Below are 18334 nucleotides of genomic sequence, written 5' to 3'. Positions count from 1 at the left end.
CGGCTGTCCGACAGAAGAGGGGACCCGCTTGTCCGCTCGGTGGCTGCTCCGGGCGAAACGACGCGCGCGGGTTGTTGGCGGCCACGTCCGTTACCACCTTGCGGCCCACGCGGGACCTCGGGGGCCCCGCGCCGTCAGGAGCCGGACACAACACATGGAAGCCAGACAGCTCACTCCCGCGCCGCGCGTCGTCGAGGCGACGGACCGGACCGCCTTCATGGGGCTGGAGCCGGAGTGGAACGCGCTCGTGGAGTCCACGGCCAACGAGCCCTTCTACCGTCATGAGTTCTTCCGGATCTGGGTGGACAACTTCGCCCCGGAGTCCCGGCTGCGCGTGTTGACGCGGCGCGACGAGGAGGGGCGCCTCACCGCGGCCCTGCCGCTGATGGCCGGGAAGGCCTCGATGTACGGGGTGCCGGTGCGGCAGCTGTCCGCCACGGCCAACCCGCACTCGTGCCGCTTCGATCTGGTTGCGCGCGAGCCCGAGGCCGCCGCGGCGGCGTTCTTCGAGCACCTGCGTCAGGACAAGAGCTGGGACGTTCTGCTGCTCACGGACGTGCCGGAGGGAGGCACGGGCTGGAAGCTGCACGAGGCGGCGGGCGCGGCGGGGTTCCCCGTGGGGACGTGGGAGTCGCTGCAATCGCCTTACATCCCGCTGCCGGGCTCGTGGGAGGCGTACCAGCAGACGCTGCAGTCCAAGTTCAAGGCCAACTGCCGCCGCCGGCGCCGCAAGCTGGAGGAGAAGGGCCGCGTCACGGTGGAGCGCGTGGAAGGCGGGCTGGATCTGGAGGTGAAGCTGGAGGAGGGCTTCGAGCTGGAGGCCAGCGGGTGGAAGGGCCGGCGCGGCACGGCCATGGCGCAGGATGGGCGCACCCGGGGCTTCTACTCGGAGCTGGCGCGCGAGGCGGGGTACGCGGGCCGGCTGGCGCTGTACTACCTGCGGCTGGACGGGCGCGCGGTGGCCTTCCAGTACGGGCTGGAGTACGGCGGGCGCTACTTCCTGCTCAAGCCCGGCTACGACGAGTCGCTGAGCGACTGCAGCCCGGGCCAGCTGCTGATGGAAGAGGTGCTGCGCGAGTGCATCGCGCGGGGCCTGCGCGAGTTCGATTTCCTGGGGCCGGACATGGTGTGGAAGCGGGACTGGACGGACGAGGTCCGCCGGCACACCTGGCTCTACGTCTTCAACGATACGGCATATGGCCGCGCGCTGTGCGCGGCGAAGTTCCGGTGGGCCCCCGTGGCCAGGGAGGTGGTGGCGCGATGGAAGAAGTGAAGAACTCGAGGTTGTTCGTCCCCGCTCTGCCCACGCTCTGGCCGGGCATGCTGTTCGGCCACCGGGAGCCGAGCGGCTTCATGCCCTTCCACGCGTCCAACGTCCGCTGGTTCTACTTCGCCCGCAACGCCGTCTGGACGACGGTGAAGATGCTGGGGTTGGACAAGGGCGAGGTGCTGATGCCGGCCTACCACCACGGAGTGGAGGTGGAGGCCGTGGCGGACGCGGGCGCCACGCCGCGCTTCTACCGGGTGGGCAGCCGCTGGGACGTGGACGTGGAGGACGTGGAGCGGCGCATCGGGCCGAAGACGAAGGCGCTCTACCTCACCCACTACGCGGGCTTCCCCGGCCCCGTGGACGACATGCGCCGGCTGGCGGACAAGCACGGCCTGCCGCTCATCGAGGACTGCGCGTTGTCGCTGCTGAGCGCGGACGGCTCGGTGCCGCTGGGGACGACGGGAGACATCGGCATCTTCTGCCTCTACAAGACGCTGCCGCTGCCGCATGGCGGGGCGCTCACCGTCAATGGCCCCCGGCAGTACAGCCTGCCCGAGCCGCCCAGGCCGCCCCTCACGTCCACGCTGAGCCACACGGTGTCGGCGCTGCTGCAGAACCTGGAGCTGCGCGGAGGCTCGTTCGGCCGTGGTCTGCGGCGCTTCATCCGGAGCCTCGGCAAGGGGGCGGTGAAGGCGGCGGACATCGAGCGCGTGGCGACGGGGACGCAGCACTTCGATCGGCGGCACGTGGACCTGGGGATGAGCCCGTTCGCGAAGCGGATCGCCCAGGCGCAGGATCTGGAGGCCATCGTCGAGCGGAGGCGGCGCAACTACTTCTTCCTGCTGGGGCGGCTGCGCGACGTATCACAACCGCTGTTCAACCAGCTGCCGGCGGGGGTGAGCCCGCTCTTCTACCCGCTGGTGGTGGAGGACAAGGCGGAGGTGCTGGCGAGGCTGCACGCGAAGGGCATCGAGGCGATCGACTTCTGGCGGCACTTCCACCCGGCGTGCGACGCGTCGGCGTTCCCGGAGGTGGCGCAGCTGAGGCGGAGCATCGTGGAGATTCCGTGTCACCAGGATCTCTCGCCGGAGGTGATGGCGGATGTGGCCGGGGTGGTGCGAGGCGCGCTGACGCAGGATCGCCGCAACCGCAAGCACGCGGGCTGAGCTTGAGACGGAGACACCCGCCCTCTCCCTCTGGGAGAGGGCTGGGGTGAGGGTATCTCGAAACACGAGGTCGAGACCGTGATTCACGAAGCGGAACTGTCCCCCACACCGAGCCCGGCGCAGTGGCTGGACGTTGGAGCGGTGCGGGAGGTGTCACAGATCGCGGGCCTGAGGCGGGCCTGGAACGCGCTGCTCGACGGGAGCAACGCGGGCCCCTTCAACGCGTGGGAGTGGCTGTACCCGTGGTGCCGGCGCATCGCACCGGACCGGAAGCCCTTCATCCTGCAGGCGAAGGATCGGACGGGGGCGCTGGTGGGGCTGATGCCACTGGGCTTCGAGTACCAGTGGGTGCTGGGGCGTCCGGTGCGGCGGCTGTCGTTCCTGGGCGAGACGCACGTGGGCAGCGACTACCTGGACGTGGTCGCGAGGAGGGGGCGCGAGGAAGAAGTGGCGCGCCTCTTCGCCACGGCGCTGTGGGAGCTGAGGGATCAGTGGGACGTGCTGGACCTGACGGACCTGCGAGAGGACTCGGTGACGGTGCGGGTGCTGCGGGAGACGTTCGAGAAGACGCGGGCGGAGCTGAGCCTGTCGACGCGATACGTGTGCCCGTACGAGCCGCTGCCGAAGGGCGAGTCCTTCGATGCCTTCCTGCGGCGTACGAGCCGGCGGGACAACTACCTGCGCCGGAAGAAGTGGCTGGAGAAGCAGGAGGGCTACCGCATCGAGAAGACGGAGGCGCCGGGTGAGCTGGCCGGGCCGTTGACGGACTTCTTCCGGCTGCACGCGATGCGGTGGGCGTCGGACGGGGGCTCGCAGGGCATCAAGGGGAGTGGCGTCGAGTCCTTCCACCGCGATGCCACGCAGCTGCTGGCGGAGCGGGGCCGGCTGCGGCTCTATACGATGAAGGTGGGCGGCCAGGCGGTGGCCTCGGTGTACGGCATCCTCCACCGGGATTCGTTCATCTACTTCCAGTCCGGGTATGACCCGGCCTGGCGCAACCGCAGCGTGGGGCTGGTGCTCGTGGGAGAGACGTTCCGCGACGCCATCGAGTCCGGGCTCACCGAGTACGACTTCCTCCGAGGCACCGAGTCCTACAAGTCCGACTGGACGACGCAGCAGCGGCGCACGGTGTCCGTGCGGGTGCTGTCGCCGGGCGGGGGAGGGGAGTGGCTCGTGCGGCGCGAGGAGGCCATGAAGCAGGTGCGGGACGTGGCCAAGCGCGTGCTGCCCCAGGACATGGTCGAGCGGGTGCGCCGGTGGCGGCGCAGGAAGGCCGCGGTGCGCGGTTAGGGCACGGGGGCGTTGCTCGCCTCCGATTCCTCCTCTTCCGGGGACGTGCCTTCCGGTGCGGGAGGCGCGGGGTCCTGGCTGGGAGTGGCGGGCTTCTCCGGCTCCTCGAAGGTCAGAGAGCACTCCGCCGACAGGGCCTGGTCACCCCGGCCCACCACGGCCTTGAGGGACCTCCGGCCGGCCTTGCTCGTGGCGAGCGTCGCGGTCACCACGCCCGCCGCGTTGGTCGTGGACGAGGCGGGTTCGAACCCATCCTCCGGTTCCACTCCCTCCCAGGCCACGATCTCCTGGTTCTCCACCGGGTTGCCGTAGCGGTCCTTCGCCAGGAGCGTGAGGGTCGCGGTGGCGAGCCCATCCGCGGGCAGCCCGGACGCATCCGTCGTCAGGGCCACCGAGTCCACGGGCCCGCTGCCCACCGTGAGCTCCACGTCCTTCGTCGCGGTGCGGCCCTCGAGCTCGGCGGTGGCCGTGATGCGCGTCTTCCCGGCGTTCGTGAGCAGGACGATCGCGCTCGCGAGCCCCTGTTCATCCGTGGAGAGGTCGCGCTGTTGGAAGCGCGCCTTCGCATCCGAGGCCTTCCACTGCACCTTCGCGCCGGGGATGGGGCGGCCCTTGGCGTCCATCACCTCGAACTGGAGCGTGGAGGTGTCTCCCGCCGTCAGTGAGCTCTTCGAGGCCGTCAGGCGGCTGGCGTTCGCGTCGGGGGGGCTGGAGACGAACCGCACCGTCACCTGATCGCCGAGGGGCATCGCCTGCTCCTCGGGACGCAGGGGTTCGATCACCGCCGAGAAGGTGATCTCCTTGGCGCGAGTGGACGTGAGGCTCGTGGTGACGAGCCCTTGCGCATTCGTGGGGCCCAGACGCCGATCGAACTGGCCCTCGGCATCACTGGAGGAGAGGAGGACGTACCGGCCCTGCACGGGATGGGCGTTCGCATCCCGCACCACCGCGGTCACGGTGATGGCTTCCTTCCCGTCCGCCGTGGCCGTCTCCGTGCTGGCGCTCAGGGTCGATTTGTCCGCGCCGGGCGCGCTCGCCTCGAAGAGGACCTCCGTCTGCAACGGGAACAGCACCTCACGCCGCCCGGGGCGGTGGATGGTCGCGATCACGGACTTCTTGCCGATGCGCGTGGACCAGAGATTGATGGAGGCGCGTCCCTCCTCGTCGGAGGACGTCTCCTTCGGTTCGACCCGGCTGCTCGTTCCCCTGGCCTCGAAGCGCACCACCAGCCCCGGGATGGGGTTGCCGTTCGCATCCTGCACCGTGGCCGTGAGCACCGCGCGGTTCTTCCCGCTCAGGGTGACCTTCGCTGGCTTCGCCAACAAGCCGGAGTGCTTCTGGCTGGGAGCTCCGGGGGCGAACGTCACATCCGTTCCCAGCTCCACGGGCCGGGGGCCCTCGGAGAGCAGCACCCGGACATGGACCGGCTTCGTCCGGGTCGCGCGGAGGATGCCCCTCGCGCGGCCCTGCTCATCCGTGGCCACGGGCTGCTCCACGGTGTACCCCTCCGTCTCGGGGACCTCGAGCCGCACCGGCCAGCCGGACACGGCGTTGCCGTACTCGTCCCGCGCCGTCACCTCCAACTCGACCGGCTCCTGCCCGTCCGCGACCGGTAGCTGCTCGCGCCCGGCGGGTTTCGGCGGGACGCGCACCTCGAGGGTGGACTCCCGTGCGTGCGGTGGCCCGGCCTCGAAGAGCACCTCCACCGGTTGCAGCTCCCTCCGCCCGCCTTCCGTGACGACGCTCGCCCCCACCTTCCGGGAGCCCGCCCACTTCGTCCGGTAGCGGAGCTCCGCGATGCCCCGCTCATCCGCCTTCACCTGGGTCTCCCGCGCGTCGTCGCCGCCCTTGACGGTGAAGGTCACCTCCCAGCCGGCCGTCGGGTGGTTCCCCGCATCCCGGAGCGCCACCTTGAAGACGGCCTCCTCTCCAACGGGCGCCTTCTTGGAGACCTCGATGAAGGAGGAGTTCTCCGCGTCCGGAAGGCCGGCCGTGAAGGTCACCGGCCGCGCCTCCAACGGCACCTCGCGAGAGCCCGGGTTGAGGAGCACCGAGAGCGTCACCTTCTCCGGTGCCAGCCAGGAGAACTCGAACCGGGCCGTGCCCGTGCCTTCGCTGACTCCCTGGAGTCGCTTCGAGGTCCCGGACGCGCCCACCACCGTGAGCCACACCTGCTGCTCCGGGAGCGGCCGGCCCTTGGCGTCATTCACCCCCACGATGACCGTGACCTTGCTCCCCACGAGGTTGCGCGGGTCGGCCACCACCACATCCACCGTGGAATGCCGCGCGCTCGGCTGGACGCCCTGCCAGAGCCACCACGCCACGCCCGCGAGCAGGGCCAGCAGCACGGGAAGCGCGAGCAGCCAGCCTCGTGAACGGGCCGGCCTGGGCGGCGGCTCGGGTGTTCTGGGTGGCGCCGTTGGGACTGGCGCTACTTCCGGCACCGGGGGCGCCGGAGTCACCGGGACGAGGCGCAGGGGCTCCGCCTCGATCGCCGCCTCCAGCGCCGCGAGCTTCTCCGGGCCATCCGGGAAGCTCTGGCGCAGGAAGCCCGCCAGCTCCGCGGCCTCCACCCCTCCCACCGCCTCGCGCAGCGCGTCCGCCATCTCCTGGCCTGTCGCGTAGCGCTCCTCCCTCTGCTTCGCGAGCGCCTTGCGGACGATGGGCTCCAGCTCCGGGGGGAGTCCCACCAGCGGCTCCTCGCACCGGACGATCCGGTGCAGCGCCGCGTTCTGCCAGACCCTCATCTCCTCGGGGGACAGGTCCCCTCGTGGCGGCTGTCCGCCGAACAGGGACCTGCCCGTGAGCAGCTCGTGGAGCAACAGGCCCGCGCAGAAGAGATCGCTCCGCCCATCGAGCGGCTCTGGTTCCCGTGCTCCTCTCGAGGCCAGCTCGCCCTGGGGATCCGTGTATCGGAGGATCTCCTCCGCTCGCTCCGGAGACAGGTACTCGGGTGTCCCTCGCTCGACCCCCGCCGTCCCCGAGAGCGTGCTGGCCGCCCTCGCCAGGCCGAAGTCGATGACCTTCACCACGCCCTCGAAGCTGACCATCACGTTGTTGGGTGTGATGTCCCGGTGGATGACCGCCAACGGCCGTCCGTCCCGCCCCTCCGTCCGGTAGGCCGCGTCCAGGGCCCGGCACACGTCGTGGATGATCGCCCCCGCGACGCGCGGCGGCACCGGCTGCTGGCGCTGCATGTCCAGCACCTGCCGCACGCTCCTCCCGCGGATCCACTCCATCTCCAGGTACAGCTCGCCCCCGTTCTCGAAGGCGTCGTACACCTCCACGATGTTCCGGTGGCGGAGCGCACAGGTGATCCGCGCCTCGTCCAGGAAGCGCTCCCTCGCGTACGGATCCTCTGGGTCCAGCTTGAGCTTCTTGAGGACGATGTGCTTGCGGAGCGGGTTGGTCGTCAGGGCGAGGAACACCTCTCCCATTCCTCCCTCCGACAGCTTCCGCAGCGACCTGTAGGACTTCGCCAGCACGGGTTCCATCGTGCCACTCCAGGTCCAGGGGATGACAGCTCGGGGCCGGGTTCGTAGACCCTCACCCCAGCCCTCTCCCAGAGGGAGAGGGGGCATTCACGGGATCAACCTGGGATTCTCGATACCCTCACCCCGTCCCCCTCCCAGATGGAGAGGGTTATCTTCCCAGCTCTCCTCGCAGTTGCTGGATCGCCGCCAGCAACGGCGGCGGCTGCAGGTTCGCGGGGACCTCCACCGCGAAGCGCTCGAAGTACTCCAGCGCCTTCTCCTTGTTCCCCTGCTTCATCGCCAGCGCTCCCAGGAAGAGCAATGACTCCTGCGCGTCCGGGTACATGTCCACCAGCGTCAGCAGCTCCTTCTCCGCTCCCGCTTCGTCCCCTCGCACCGCCCTCAGCACCCCCTGGTGCACCCGCAGCTCCACGTTGAACGGATCCACCGCCAACCCTCGCTGCGTCACCTTCTCCGCGTCCTCGTACATCTGCCGGCGGATCAACTCGTGGCTCAGCAGCGCCGCCGCCTCCAGGTCCGAGGGGTTCTCCTTCAGCCGCTCCCACGCCTGCGTCAGCTCCGCGTCCTCTTGCGGCTGCTGCTGCTGCGCGTTCGCTCCCATCCCCGGTGGCACCCGGCCCGTCGCCGCGTCGTCCTCGCCTCGCGTGCGCTGCTCGGACACCAGCGTGTAGCCCAGCGTCCCGAAGAACAGCACGATGCCTCCGCCCCACAGCGCTCCCTTGAGCTGGGGCGACAGGAAGCCCGTGGACACCGGCGCCGTCCGCGGCTCGGACGTCTTCGCGCCCTGCTTCTTCTGGTGCTCGTCCCTGGCGCGCAGCGCCGCCACCGCCTCCTGCTCCAGCCGCGTCCGCTCCGCCTCGTAACGCTCCGGCGCCAGCGTGTGCTTGTCCGCCGCCAGCTCCTTGAGCTGCTCGATCAACGACTGGTAGCGCCGATCCAGATCCTCGAGCGCTCCATCCCTCGCGGGCTCCTGCGCGGTCCCGCCCTTGCGGCGCTGAGTGAGGAGGAAGAGCGCCGCGGCGACGAAGCCCACCGCGAGCACGATGAGTCCGGGGAGCCAGTTGGTGGGAGTCTGCGGGTTCATTGATCCAACTCCCGGCGCACGGCCTGAAGGTATGGGTCCACGGTGTCCTCGGTGTGGGGCGCGGGCTGCGCGGGCGTCGCGGCCGCCGGGGCGGACGGCTCTCCACGCTTCACCTGCCGGAAGATGACGTAGGCGCCGCCCAGCAGCAGCAGCACCGGGCCCACCCACACGAGCAGGTTGACGCCCTCGGCCGTGGGCTGCAGCAGCACCCACTCGCCGTAGCGGGCCACGAAGTAGTCACGGACCTCCTGGTCCGATTGGCCCTGGGCCACCAGCTCGCGGATCTTGTCCAGCTGGGCGCGAGCCATGGAGGAAGGGCTGTCGGCCACGGAGAGGCCCTGGCACACGGCGCAGCGCAGCTCCTTGCCGAGCTTCTGCACCCGCATCTCCAAGGGCGGCGCGAGGGGTTCACTCCCAGCCTGCTGGGGCGCGAACTGGCCCGAGGCGAGAAAGAGCGTCAATGAGAGAAGGGCGGCGGTCATGGGTTACCCGGGGTCCGGCCTACCTATCGTCAGAAGCCGGGTGTTGCCCAGGGAAACCCGAGGGCAGGGGGGCGACTTCATCGCCCGTCCGCCCGCCGCCCGGGGTGAGAGGGAGGCCTACTGGGAGGGCGAGGCACCCTCCTGTCCCCGGCTCTGTCTCATATGTCTCAGTCTCACCAGGCCGGTGGCCATGAGACTGAGCAGGCGGAACTCGGCGGGTTCCAGCTTCTTCACCGTCCGCACCAGCCGGCGGATCTCCGCGGGCTCCTCGACCGGACGGGCCGGAGCCTCCTTGGTCCAGAAGTTCTCCTGGGCTGGCTGCAACCCCAACAACACATCCGAGGGGATGCTCAGGGTCTCGCACAGCTTCTTGAGCGTGGGCACGCTGGGCAGCATTCCGCCGCGTTCCAGCCGTCCGTAGACCTCCGTGGCCAGCCCCACGCGCTCGGCCACGTCCTCCTGGGTGAGATTGGCTCGAATTCGTGCCGCCCGCGCCGCGGTCCCTATGGTGGCCGCCAGTCCTCGTGGGAGAGCCATACCGTACAGTCCTGAAGTAGGTGTTGATGGAAAGAGGTGCGTGGCCCGGATCATCCGGACCGACCTGACTTCAAAGATAACCGGAAAAGTGGTGACTTCAAGAGTCATCTGCGAGGTAGACCCGACTTTCGAGGTCAGAGCCCAACTTTTCCGCACCCCCCGCGTCATCGTTCTTGGTGACCGCAGGGGTCTGGGTTTACCTTCCGGGTCATCTCTCCGACACCCCCTCAAGGAGTTCCACGTATGTCGATCCGGTCGTCCCATGAGAACCCTCAGCGCACCACTTCTCCGGTGGTGTTGGCCGCTGGGCTGGCGAGTTACGAATACGTACGCTCGCTGGGCCAGGGCCATCACGGAGAACTGGTGCTGGCGCGCCAGCGCTACCTCCAAGGCACGGGTGGTTTCACCGTCCTGAAACGCCTCAACCGCGTCGTGCGGCAGGAGGACTACCAGCGTCTGGTGGAGGAAGCGCGGTTGGGCGGCAAGCTGCGCCACCCCAACATCACCGCCGTCCAGCTGCTGGCCGGTCCCCCGGCGGAGCCGCTCCTCCTCATGGAGTACGTCGAGGGCGAGCCGCTGGGTGACCTGTTGCGTCTGGCGGCGAAATCGGGCCGTTCCTTCTCCGAGGCCTTCTGCTGCCACGTGACCTCGGAGGTGGCGGATGCGCTCCAATACGCGCACACGCTCCTCGACGAGGAGGGGGCGCACCTGGGAATCGTCCACCGGGACGTGTCACCCCAGTCCATCATCCTGGGCCAGCACGGCGAGGTGAAGCTGATGGACTTCGGGGCGGCCTGGTCCCGCCTCGACGGGCGCATCTCCACCGAGGGCGACAGCGACATCGGCGAGCTGGCCTACAGCTCCCCGGAGCGCGCCATGATGGAGCCGCTCGACGGGCGGTCGGATCTGTTCTCCCTGGGCCTCGTCTTCCTGCAGCTGCTCACCGGGAGGCACCTGCTGGACGCCACCGCGCGCCACGAGGCGGAGCTGCTCGGCCGCATGCTGCGCACGCGCGGGGATGCCGGCGCGAGCCGCGTGGCGACCATCGAGGAGCTGGGTCCCTCGCGGACCGGCGAGCTGATGAAGCGGCTGCGCCAGCTGGACAGGCCGGAGGTGGAGGCGGCGACGGCCTCGCTGCCCGAGGGGTTGCGCTCCATCCTCCACCGCATGCTCGCGCGGCGGCGGGAGGACCGTTATGAAACGGCGGCGGAGGTGGGCCAGACGCTCCGCGATTACCTGTGGCGCTCCGGGTACCGGTTCGGGCGCGCCGAGCTGGCGGCGGAGGTGTCCGCCCTGCGTGCCGCCTCCCTGGGGGATCTGGAGGACTCCAGCCGCTCGAAACGGGGCAAGGGTTCATCCCGGGGACGTCGCGGGGGGCCTGGTAGGGAGCCCTGAGGCTTGGCCTCGGACCCCGGGCCGTGTTAGTCCGCCGCCTTCCCGCTTCCGCGAGAAGGAGTCCGGAGATGGCTCGCCGTCACATCCGCGTCGTCGGCGCGATGCTTCAGAATGCCGAGGGCCGCTACCTCATCACCCAGCGCCCTCCCAAGGCGACGTTGCCCCTGCTGTGGGAGTTCCCTGGAGGCCGTGTGGAGGAAGGGGAATCGGATCCGCAGGCGCTCGCCCGGGAGATTCGTGAGGAGATGGGGGTGGAGGTGGAGGTGGGGGAGCAGGCCCTCCACACCCATCACGAGTACCCCACGTACGACATCGACTTCCGCGTCTACCACTGCCGGCTCACCAGCCCCGAATCCGCCATCCAGCACCTGCGCGTGCATGACCACCGTTGGGTGGCGCTGGATGAGATGTCGAAGTACCAGTTCCCCGACGCGGATGCGAAGACGCTGGCCAAGCTGCTGGGCCTGGAAGCCTGACGTGGGCCGCCGTGCCCTGGTGCTCGCGGGGCTGCTGCTGGGGGCCTGTACGACGAAGAAGTCGTCCAGCCCCGAGGCGGCCCTCGACACCCCCGACTCTCGCTACCCACCCGCGGAGGGCCTGCCCGGTTGCCGGCTCTATGGGGAGCCCCATGTCACGGGCCAGCCCCCCAACGCGGGCCGCGTCCCCCTGGTGCTGGCCGAGATGTCCGGCCTCGCCGCCAGCTCCCGCCACCCGGGCGTGCTGTGGACGCACAATGATTCCGGCAACGCCTTCCAGGTCTTCGCCCTGGATGAGCTGGGCACGGTGCGCGCCACCCTGACGCTCACCGGTGTGGAGCCCGGGGACGTTCCCCGGATGGATCTCGAGGACATCGCCGTGGGGCCGTGCGCCCCGGGCGAGCAGCGCTCGTGCATCTACCTGGCGGATACCGGCGACAACTTCGAGCGCCGCGCGCAGGTGCGCGTCTTCCGCTTCCCCGAGCCGGAGGAGGTGGCCGACGCCACCGTCCCCGTGGAGACGCTGCCCTTCACCTATCCGGACAAGCCCCACGACGCCGAGGCGCTCGTCCTGGAGGCGCGTACCGCCCGGCTGGCCGTCATCACCAAGGCGCGCGATTCACTGGGAGTGGTCTTCGCCCTGGACGGGCTCGCGCCGGGCACGGTGGCCAAGGCCACGCGCCTGGGCGAGCTGCGCTCGCCGGGAAACGTCGACTTCCGGACCACCGCGGCGGACCTGCACGAGTCGGGGCAGCGCCTGGTGCTGCGCACCTACACCCGCGTGTGGGAGGTGCGCCGTCCCGGCGCCAACGGCCTGGAGGAGCTCGTCCAGGGACAGATAGCGGAGGTGCCCGGCCCCAGCCAGGCTCAATCCGAGGCCATCACCTACCTGCCCGGTGGCCGCTCCTTCGTGCTCGGCTCCGAGTTCGCTGGCCAACTCCTGTACCGGGTGGACTGCCGCTGAGCGGTGCTTCCGTGGAGAGGGTGTTGGCTGGTGGGCAGTGCTGCTGGCCGGATGGACGAGGGCTGTTCCAGCGTTACCCCAAATACCCGGATGGGCATTGCATATCGGGTTGACCGACGGGCGAGTGTGAACATCTTTTGCCCGCAGGGCCGTCGTACCACGTACCACCTGGGGTGCGTGGAATGGGGGAGGGGGAGTGCGCAGACGATGAAGCCTCAGAACACGCTACCGCCGGGGATCAGCCCTCGCGGAAAGAAGCAGGAAAAGCCACCACCTCCCACCAAGGGCTTCAGGTTCGGCTCTCCGCTTGGATACATCGTATTGCTCGTCCTGGGCTTCTTTTTGTTCCGCAACGTCTTCCAGGACGCCGGTGTACAGCGGGTGAGCTACAGCCGTTTCCGTGAAGCCATCACGGAGGGGAAGTTCTCTCGGGTGCAGCTGTCGCAGGAGTGGGTCAAGGGGATCCTCAAGGACTCCACCCAGCCTCCGGCCGACAGTCAGACCTCCACCGGTGCCGGGCCGCTGCGCAGCGAGCCCAGCGCCCTGCCATGGCTGGCCTACCGCGTCCAGGGCGACGAGGAGCTGGTCCCGCTGCTGGAGCAGCAGGGGGTCCAGTACGAAGCCGTGCCCCAGTCCAGCTTCTCCGAAGTGTTGTGGATCTGGCTGCTGCCCCTGGGCCTGGCCTTCTTGTTCTGGAGCTTCATGATGCGGCGGATGGCCGGAGGCATTGGCCAGGGTCCGCAGAGCGTCATGAGCTTTGGCAAGACACGCGCCAAGGTGCAGGCCGAGGCCGACACCGGCGTGGGCTTCAAGGACGTCGCCGGTGTGGACGAGGCCGTGGACGAGCTGCGGGAGATCGTCGAGTTCCTCAAGACGCCGGAGAAGTTCCGCCGGCTGGGCGGCCGCATCCCCAAGGGTGTGCTGCTGGTGGGTCCGCCGGGAACGGGCAAGACGCTGCTGGCGCGCGCGGTGGCGGGGGAGGCCGGGGTTCCCTTCTTCAGCCTCTCCGGCTCCGAGTTCGTGGAGATGTTCGTCGGCGTGGGCGCCGCCCGGGTGAGGGATCTCTTCGCCCAGGCCACCGCCAAGGCGCCGTGCATCATCTTCATCGACGAGCTGGACGCCATCGGCAAGAGCCGCAACGCGGGCGTGGCCGGCGGCCATGACGAGCGCGAGCAGACGCTCAACCAGCTCCTGGCGGAGATGGACGGCTTCGACAGCCGTGCCGGCCTCATCATCCTGGCGGCCACCAACCGTCCGGAGATCCTCGACAGCGCGCTCATGCGCCCGGGCCGCTTCGACCGGCAGGTGCTGGTGGATCGGCCGGACAAGCGCGGCCGCGAGCGGGTGCTGGAGATCCACTCGCGGGGCGTGAAGCTGGGACCGGACGTGGACCTCAAGTCCATCGCCTCGCGCACCCCGGGCTTCGCGGGCGCGGATCTGGCCAACGTGGTGAACGAGGCGGCCCTGCTGGCCGCGCGCCGCAACCGCGACAACGTCACCCGGGCCGAGTTCGAGGAGGCCATCGAGCGCGTGGTGGCGGGGCTCGAGAAGAAGAACCGCCGGATGAACGAGCGCGAGAAGGAGATCGTCGCGCACCACGAGGCTGGTCATGCGGTGGTGGGCTGGATGCTGCCGCACGCCGAGCGGGTGACGAAGATCTCCATCATCCCCCGCGGCATCGCCGCGCTGGGCTACACCATGTCGATGCCACTCGAGGACAGGTACCTCATGTCGCTGGACGAGCTGCGCGACAAGATGGCCTCGATGATGGGCGGGCGCGCCGCGGAGGAGATCTTCATCGGCGAGGTGTCCACGGGTGCCTCCAACGACCTGAAGCAGGCCACGGAGATCGCCCGGATGATGGTGCGCGACTACGGCATGAGCTCGCTGGGGCCGGTGGCCCTGGGGGCGGACCAGCAGAACGCCTTCCTGCGCTCGGCCCTGGGTCCGGAGGTGCGCACGTACTCGGAGCAGACGGCGCGCATGGTGGACGAGGAGATCCGCAAGATGGTCTCCGAGGCGCTCGACCGGGCCCGCCGGGTGCTCACCCTGCACCGGGACAAGGTGGAGGCGCTCGCCGCCCGGCTGCTCGCCGTCGAGGTGGTGGAGGAGGAGGAGATCACCAAGCTGCTCGGCCCCAAGGCCGTCGCGGTGAGGGGCCTGCTGCACCCCGAGGCCCGCCAGGTCATCTCCGCGCACCCGGCTGGCGGTGAGGAGCCGCCTCCTCCCGGCATCCAGCACACCGACGGGAAGCCGCCGAGCGCCTGAGTCCCAGCAGGCGCCTGGCCGCCTGCCCTCCGGCCTTGCCATCGCCCTTCCACGCTGCATGTTCTGCGGTGTTGGAAGGGCGAAATTATCTTGGCCGGGAAGGAGGGAGTGGCCGTGGAGAATAGAATCGGCAAGAGCTATACGGCGCGTAAGGCACTCTTCGCGAAGGGGCTGCGCGAGGGGCGTCTCACGGTGCAGGAGATCGAGAAGGCACTGCCCGCCGGTACCCTCACGGCGGCCGAGAGGTGGCTGCTGTACTACTCGCTCCGGGCGGCCCAGGTGGAGATCGTCGACGAGGTGACGGGCCAGGTGGATCACGGCTTCATGTCCGAGCCACCCTCCGCACCCGCCGAGCACTAGCGCCGCAGTCCGTACGTTGACACACCTCCGGGGCTGGTTACGTTCGGCGCATGAATGGCAATCCCCGGACTGACGGTCCGCCCCAGGAGGAACAGGGACAGGAGGCCGCCGCGGCCACCGCGACGCCCGAGACGTCCACCGAGCAGCAGTCGGCCCAGGCTGCCGCTCCGGCGGTGGACGCGGAGCGGCAGCGGCTGGAGGCGGAGCTCGACGCGACCCGCAAGCGCGTGGACCAACTGGCGCGCGCCTACCAGGAGTTGATGAAGGATCGCGAGGAGTTCAAGCAGCGCCTCACACGCGAGCGCGAGCGGATGATGGACGTGGAGCGCGGCAACGTGGCCACGACGCTGCTGGAGGCGGTGGACGAGCTGGATCGCTGCCTGGCCATGAGCGGAGAGGATACGTCCTCGCCGCTGGCGCAGGGCGTGAAGATGATCCGGGACGGGCTGCTGTCGAAGCTGCAGCAGACGGGCATCGAGCGCATCCAGGTGGTGGGCCTGCCGTATGATCCGAACACGGCGGAGGCCACGGACATGGAGCTCACCCCCAATCCGGACGAGGACCAGAAGGTGGTGGCGGAGGCCCGGGCGGGATACCGGCTGAAGGACCGGATCATCCGTCCGGCGCGGGTGAAGGTGGCCAAGTACGTCGCCCCCGCGCAGGCCTGATCCGTGTTTGTTCCCTCTCCCTCTGGGAGAGGGCTAGGGTGAGGGTCTACCCCCTCGCCCCTCCGTACCAGGAACGTGAACCCGGACACTCCGGGAAATAGGCGGAGGGAGTGACTGTTCGACCCTTCGCCATGGCCCCCATCCGCCGTTCCCTTCCCCTCCTCTTCCTCTTCGCGCTGCTGGCGCTGGTGCCCGCTCTCCGGGCGGGCGCGCAGCAGCAGGGGCCGCTCGCCCCATGGCTCGAGGCGCGTGCGCGGGAGCACGCGTCCTGGGTGGAGGACTCCACTCGGGTGCGCAGTGGTCCGATGGGGCTGTGGCGCGAGTGGGTCTCCAAGGAGCCGATGCTGCCGGGCTTCGTGCCGCCCACCTCGCTGGCGCCGCTGATCCGGGCGGTGGAGGCGGGGGTGGTGAACATCAAGGCCGAGGGCACGACGCAGGATCCCCTGCGGGGGCTGGCCCGCATGAGCAACACGGGCTCGGGCTTCCTCCTGACACCGGACGGGCTGGTGGTGACGAACAACCACGTGGTGGCGCGTGGGGACTCGGTGGCGGGGGAGATCGTCGTGCGCCTGGCGGACGGGCGCGAGTTCCCCGCCGAGGTGGTGGGCCGGGACTCCTCCACGGACGTGGCGCTGCTGCGGCTGATGGGCCAGGGGCTGACGGGCCTGCCGGCGGTGTACCTGGGAGACTCGGACCGGCTGGAGGTGGGCGACTGGGTGGTGGCCATCGGCAGCCCGTTCGAGCTGGACCACTCGGTGTCGCACGGGATGATCTCCGCCAAGGAGCGGGTGATCGGCGTGGGGCCGTACGACGACTTCATCCAGACGGACGCGCTCATCAACCCGGGCAACTCGGGCGGGCCGCTCTTCAACATGCGGGGCGAGGTGGTGGGGGTGAACACGGCCATCATCAGCCAGGGGCAGGGCATCGGCTTCGCGGTGCCCATCAACATGGTGAAGGATCTGCTGCCCAACCTGCGCAAGAACGGCCAGCTGCAGCGGGGCTGGATGGGCGTGGTGATCGACGAGCGCTCCCAGGTAGGCACTCCGCAGCAGCGTGCCGCGGTGGTGAAGGAGGTGTACCCCAGCAGTCCGGCGGCACAGGCGGGGATGCGCGTGGGGGATCAGGTGGTGGCGGTGAACGGCAGGCAGGTGGACTCGTACCAGCAGCTGCTGCGCAAGGTGGCGATGCTGGCGCCGGGCACGGAGGCGAAGCTGACGCTGGTGCGCGGAGGCGCCCAGCAGGAGGTGACGCTGAAGCTGGCCGCCCGTCCCGCGCAGGAGGTGCTGGCGGCGCTGGCCAGCCCGGGCAACCTCGGGGAGCTCGGGCTGCTCCTGAGGGATCTCTCCCCCGAGGTGGCGGCGCCCATGGGGCTGGAGCCCTACGAGGGGGTGCTGGTGTCGGGAGTGACACCACGCAGCCCGGCGGCGCGCGCGGGGCTGAGGGCCCGGGACGTGGTGACCGAGGTCAACCGCCGCAAGGTGAAGGACATCGCGGCGGTGAAGGGCGCGCTGGAGAAGGGCGCGGGCTCGACGGTGCTCCTGCGGGTGCAGCGTGGGGACGTGCAGCAGTACGTCGTGCTGGAGCCCTGAGCCCCCCGGCTACTTCTTCCTGGCGGGCTTCTTCGCGCCCCCGGTGGCGGCGGGCGGCTCCTCGGCGAACCACAGGCCGAGCGTGTCGCCGGTGCGCGCGTGCGTGAGGAGGATGGCCTCCAGGCGGGCGGCCACTCCGGTCGTCTTCCCCACCCCCCGCTTGCGCGGCAGGCTCCACACCCCTTGCGGCGTGAAGATGAGCTGGGCGCGCACCTGCCGCGAGGAGAAGAGGCGCATGAAGTCCATGGCCGTCCACCCCTCGGGGGTGGTGCCGGCGATGCGGATGAGCGGCAGCAGCGGGTTGCCGTCCGCGTCCGTCTGCGTGGGCAGGCCCTGGGTGAGGGCGTAGGAGCCCCCGGGGAAGTAGGGGACGACCTGGATGGTGTAGTTGCCCGAGCCGGGCTGGTACGGCCCCGGGCTGAGCATGGTCGCCGCCTCCTCTCCGATGATCATGTAGAGCTTCTTGCCTTCGTATTTCCCGCGAAACTCCTCGGAGCTGGCCCGGCAGTTGGGGCCGGAGAACATGCTGGAGCACTCGCCGATGTACTTCTCCAGGAAGGACGTGAGGCTGCCCAGGGGCTCGGCCTGATCTCTCAGGCGGGCGAAGCGCGCATCCACGTCCGCCAGGGCGAGCGCGGGCACAAGGAGGAGGGCGGCCAGGAAGAGTCTTCTCACGAGGGGGATGCTCCTGATGGAGGGGTAGGGACGGGGCCGATGGTGCCACCCCGTCACGTCTCCGGGCACTTCGGATGCGGGTACGTAGCGGTACGTGGTGGTATGGCGTGGTGGATAATTTGCCTACATGTCCGCACCATGTAGTTTCTGCGTCACCGTCCACCTACCCGGAGGCACCCTTTGGCGGAAGTTCAGGTCCGAGAGCGGCGCACGCACCTGCGGTTCGACAAGGTCTTCACCATCTACCTCTCCACGGAGGGGGGATTGAGCCGAGGCATCGGACGCAACATCAGCGCCCAGGGCATGTTCGTGGAGACGCGGGAGCAACTGTCGCTGGGCGAGCGGGTGAAGGTGACGTTCGCGGGCGAGGACGGCACGGAGATCACGTGCCTGTGCGAGGTGCGCTACCAGGTGGCGCTGGCGTACGGGCGCAAGGACGGACGCGAGGGGAACACCCGGGGCGTGGGGCTGAGGATCGTCGCGTACGAGGTGCAGGAGGACGCACCGCTGCTGCTGGTGGCGCGCGAGCGCGTCATGCACTGAGGCGGTGGGGGAGGGCGGTGCGAAAGCGAAAGGGCACGGCCGCCAGGAGCAGCCGTGCCCTTCGTGCTTC

The 18334-nt window shown here is 69.7% G+C and carries 16 protein-coding genes; 11 read left to right on the top strand and 5 right to left on the bottom strand.

Features of this window, described 5'->3' with window-relative positions; all coding sequences use genetic code 11:
* Positions 1-154: 154 nt before the first annotated feature.
* The 3 genes from NR810_RS03545 to NR810_RS03535 all read left to right on the top strand — a co-directional run bounded on the left by NR810_RS03545 (position 155) and on the right by NR810_RS03535 (position 3726).
* Complete coding sequence (locus NR810_RS03545; protein WP_257447691.1) at positions 155-1273, top strand: GNAT family N-acetyltransferase; 1119 nt, start codon at positions 155-157, stop codon at positions 1271-1273.
* Positions 1261-2436, top strand: coding sequence for a DegT/DnrJ/EryC1/StrS family aminotransferase (locus NR810_RS03540; RefSeq protein WP_257447688.1), 1176 nt, complete (start codon positions 1261-1263; stop codon positions 2434-2436). The genes NR810_RS03545 and NR810_RS03540 overlap by 13 nt, the downstream gene beginning before the upstream one ends.
* Before the next feature lie 78 nt (positions 2437-2514).
* Positions 2515-3726 (top strand): GNAT family N-acetyltransferase, encoded by a 1212-nt coding sequence (locus NR810_RS03535; protein WP_257447686.1) that lies wholly within the window; start codon positions 2515-2517, stop codon positions 3724-3726.
* On the opposite strand, the gene NR810_RS03530 is transcribed toward NR810_RS03535, so the two are convergent.
* The 4 genes from NR810_RS03530 to NR810_RS03515 all read right to left on the bottom strand — a co-directional run bounded on the left by NR810_RS03530 (position 3723) and on the right by NR810_RS03515 (position 9323).
* Positions 3723-7220 carry an Ig-like domain-containing protein gene (locus NR810_RS03530; protein WP_257447683.1) on the bottom strand — a complete coding sequence of 1166 codons (3498 nt, stop codon included), beginning with the start codon at positions 7218-7220 and terminating at the stop codon, positions 3723-3725. The two genes, NR810_RS03535 and NR810_RS03530, sit on opposite strands and share 4 nt — an antisense overlap.
* 148 nt (positions 7221-7368) lie before the next feature.
* Complete coding sequence (locus tag NR810_RS03525; protein ID WP_257447680.1) at positions 7369-8304, bottom strand: tetratricopeptide repeat protein; 936 nt, start codon at positions 8302-8304, stop codon at positions 7369-7371.
* A complete protein-coding gene (locus NR810_RS03520) occupies positions 8301-8786 on the bottom strand; it encodes a cytochrome c-type biogenesis protein (RefSeq protein WP_257447677.1) in 486 nt (161 codons plus the stop codon). Before NR810_RS03520 ends, NR810_RS03525 begins: the two co-directional genes overlap by 4 nt.
* Before the next feature lie 117 nt (positions 8787-8903).
* Positions 8904-9323 (bottom strand): helix-turn-helix transcriptional regulator, encoded by a 420-nt coding sequence (locus tag NR810_RS03515; RefSeq protein ID WP_257447674.1) that lies wholly within the window; start codon positions 9321-9323, stop codon positions 8904-8906.
* Positions 9324-9566: 243 nt separating this feature from the next.
* On the opposite strand from NR810_RS03515, the gene NR810_RS03510 reads away from it, so the two are divergent.
* The 7 genes from NR810_RS03510 (at position 9567) to NR810_RS03480 (ending at position 17046) form a co-directional block, all read left to right on the top strand.
* A complete protein-coding gene (locus tag NR810_RS03510; protein ID WP_257447672.1) occupies positions 9567-10718 on the top strand; it encodes a serine/threonine-protein kinase in 1152 nt (383 codons plus the stop codon).
* Positions 10719-10786: 68 nt separating this feature from the next.
* Positions 10787-11194, top strand: coding sequence for a (deoxy)nucleoside triphosphate pyrophosphohydrolase (locus tag NR810_RS03505; protein ID WP_204219525.1), 408 nt, complete (start codon positions 10787-10789; stop codon positions 11192-11194).
* 1 nt (position 11195) lies between these two features.
* Positions 11196-12158, top strand: coding sequence for a hypothetical protein (locus NR810_RS03500; protein WP_257447665.1), 963 nt, complete (start codon positions 11196-11198; stop codon positions 12156-12158).
* A 207-nt stretch (positions 12159-12365) separates the two neighbouring features.
* Positions 12366-14426, top strand: a complete 2061-nt coding sequence (gene ftsH / locus NR810_RS03495) for an ATP-dependent zinc metalloprotease FtsH (protein WP_257447660.1) — start codon at positions 12366-12368, stop codon at positions 14424-14426.
* 114 nt (positions 14427-14540) lie between these two features.
* Complete coding sequence (locus NR810_RS03490) at positions 14541-14786, top strand: RNA polymerase sigma factor region1.1 domain-containing protein (protein WP_204219522.1); 246 nt, start codon at positions 14541-14543, stop codon at positions 14784-14786.
* A 50-nt stretch (positions 14787-14836) separates the two neighbouring features.
* Positions 14837-15454 (top strand): nucleotide exchange factor GrpE, encoded by a 618-nt coding sequence (locus NR810_RS03485; RefSeq protein WP_257447654.1) that lies wholly within the window; start codon positions 14837-14839, stop codon positions 15452-15454.
* A 131-nt stretch (positions 15455-15585) separates the two neighbouring features.
* On the top strand, positions 15586-17046 hold the full coding sequence (locus NR810_RS03480; protein WP_306817859.1) for a trypsin-like peptidase domain-containing protein: 1461 nt from the start codon (positions 15586-15588) through the stop codon (positions 17044-17046).
* Positions 17047-17055: 9 nt separating this feature from the next.
* Here the strand turns inward: NR810_RS03480 and NR810_RS03475 are convergent, their stop codons facing one another.
* Positions 17056-17721 (bottom strand): DUF6066 family protein, encoded by a 666-nt coding sequence (locus tag NR810_RS03475; RefSeq protein WP_257447648.1) that lies wholly within the window; start codon positions 17719-17721, stop codon positions 17056-17058.
* Positions 17722-17901: 180 nt separating this feature from the next.
* Between NR810_RS03475 and NR810_RS03470 the strand changes: the two genes are divergently transcribed.
* Positions 17902-18264, top strand: coding sequence for a PilZ domain-containing protein (locus NR810_RS03470; RefSeq protein ID WP_257447645.1), 363 nt, complete (start codon positions 17902-17904; stop codon positions 18262-18264).
* Positions 18265-18334: the final 70 nt, after the last annotated feature.

The organism is Archangium lipolyticum, from assembly GCF_024623785.1.
Taxonomy (GTDB): domain Bacteria; phylum Myxococcota; class Myxococcia; order Myxococcales; family Myxococcaceae; genus Archangium; species Archangium lipolyticum.
Note: the sequence above shows the minus strand (reverse complement) of the source record. Positions and strands in the feature narration are given on the sequence as shown.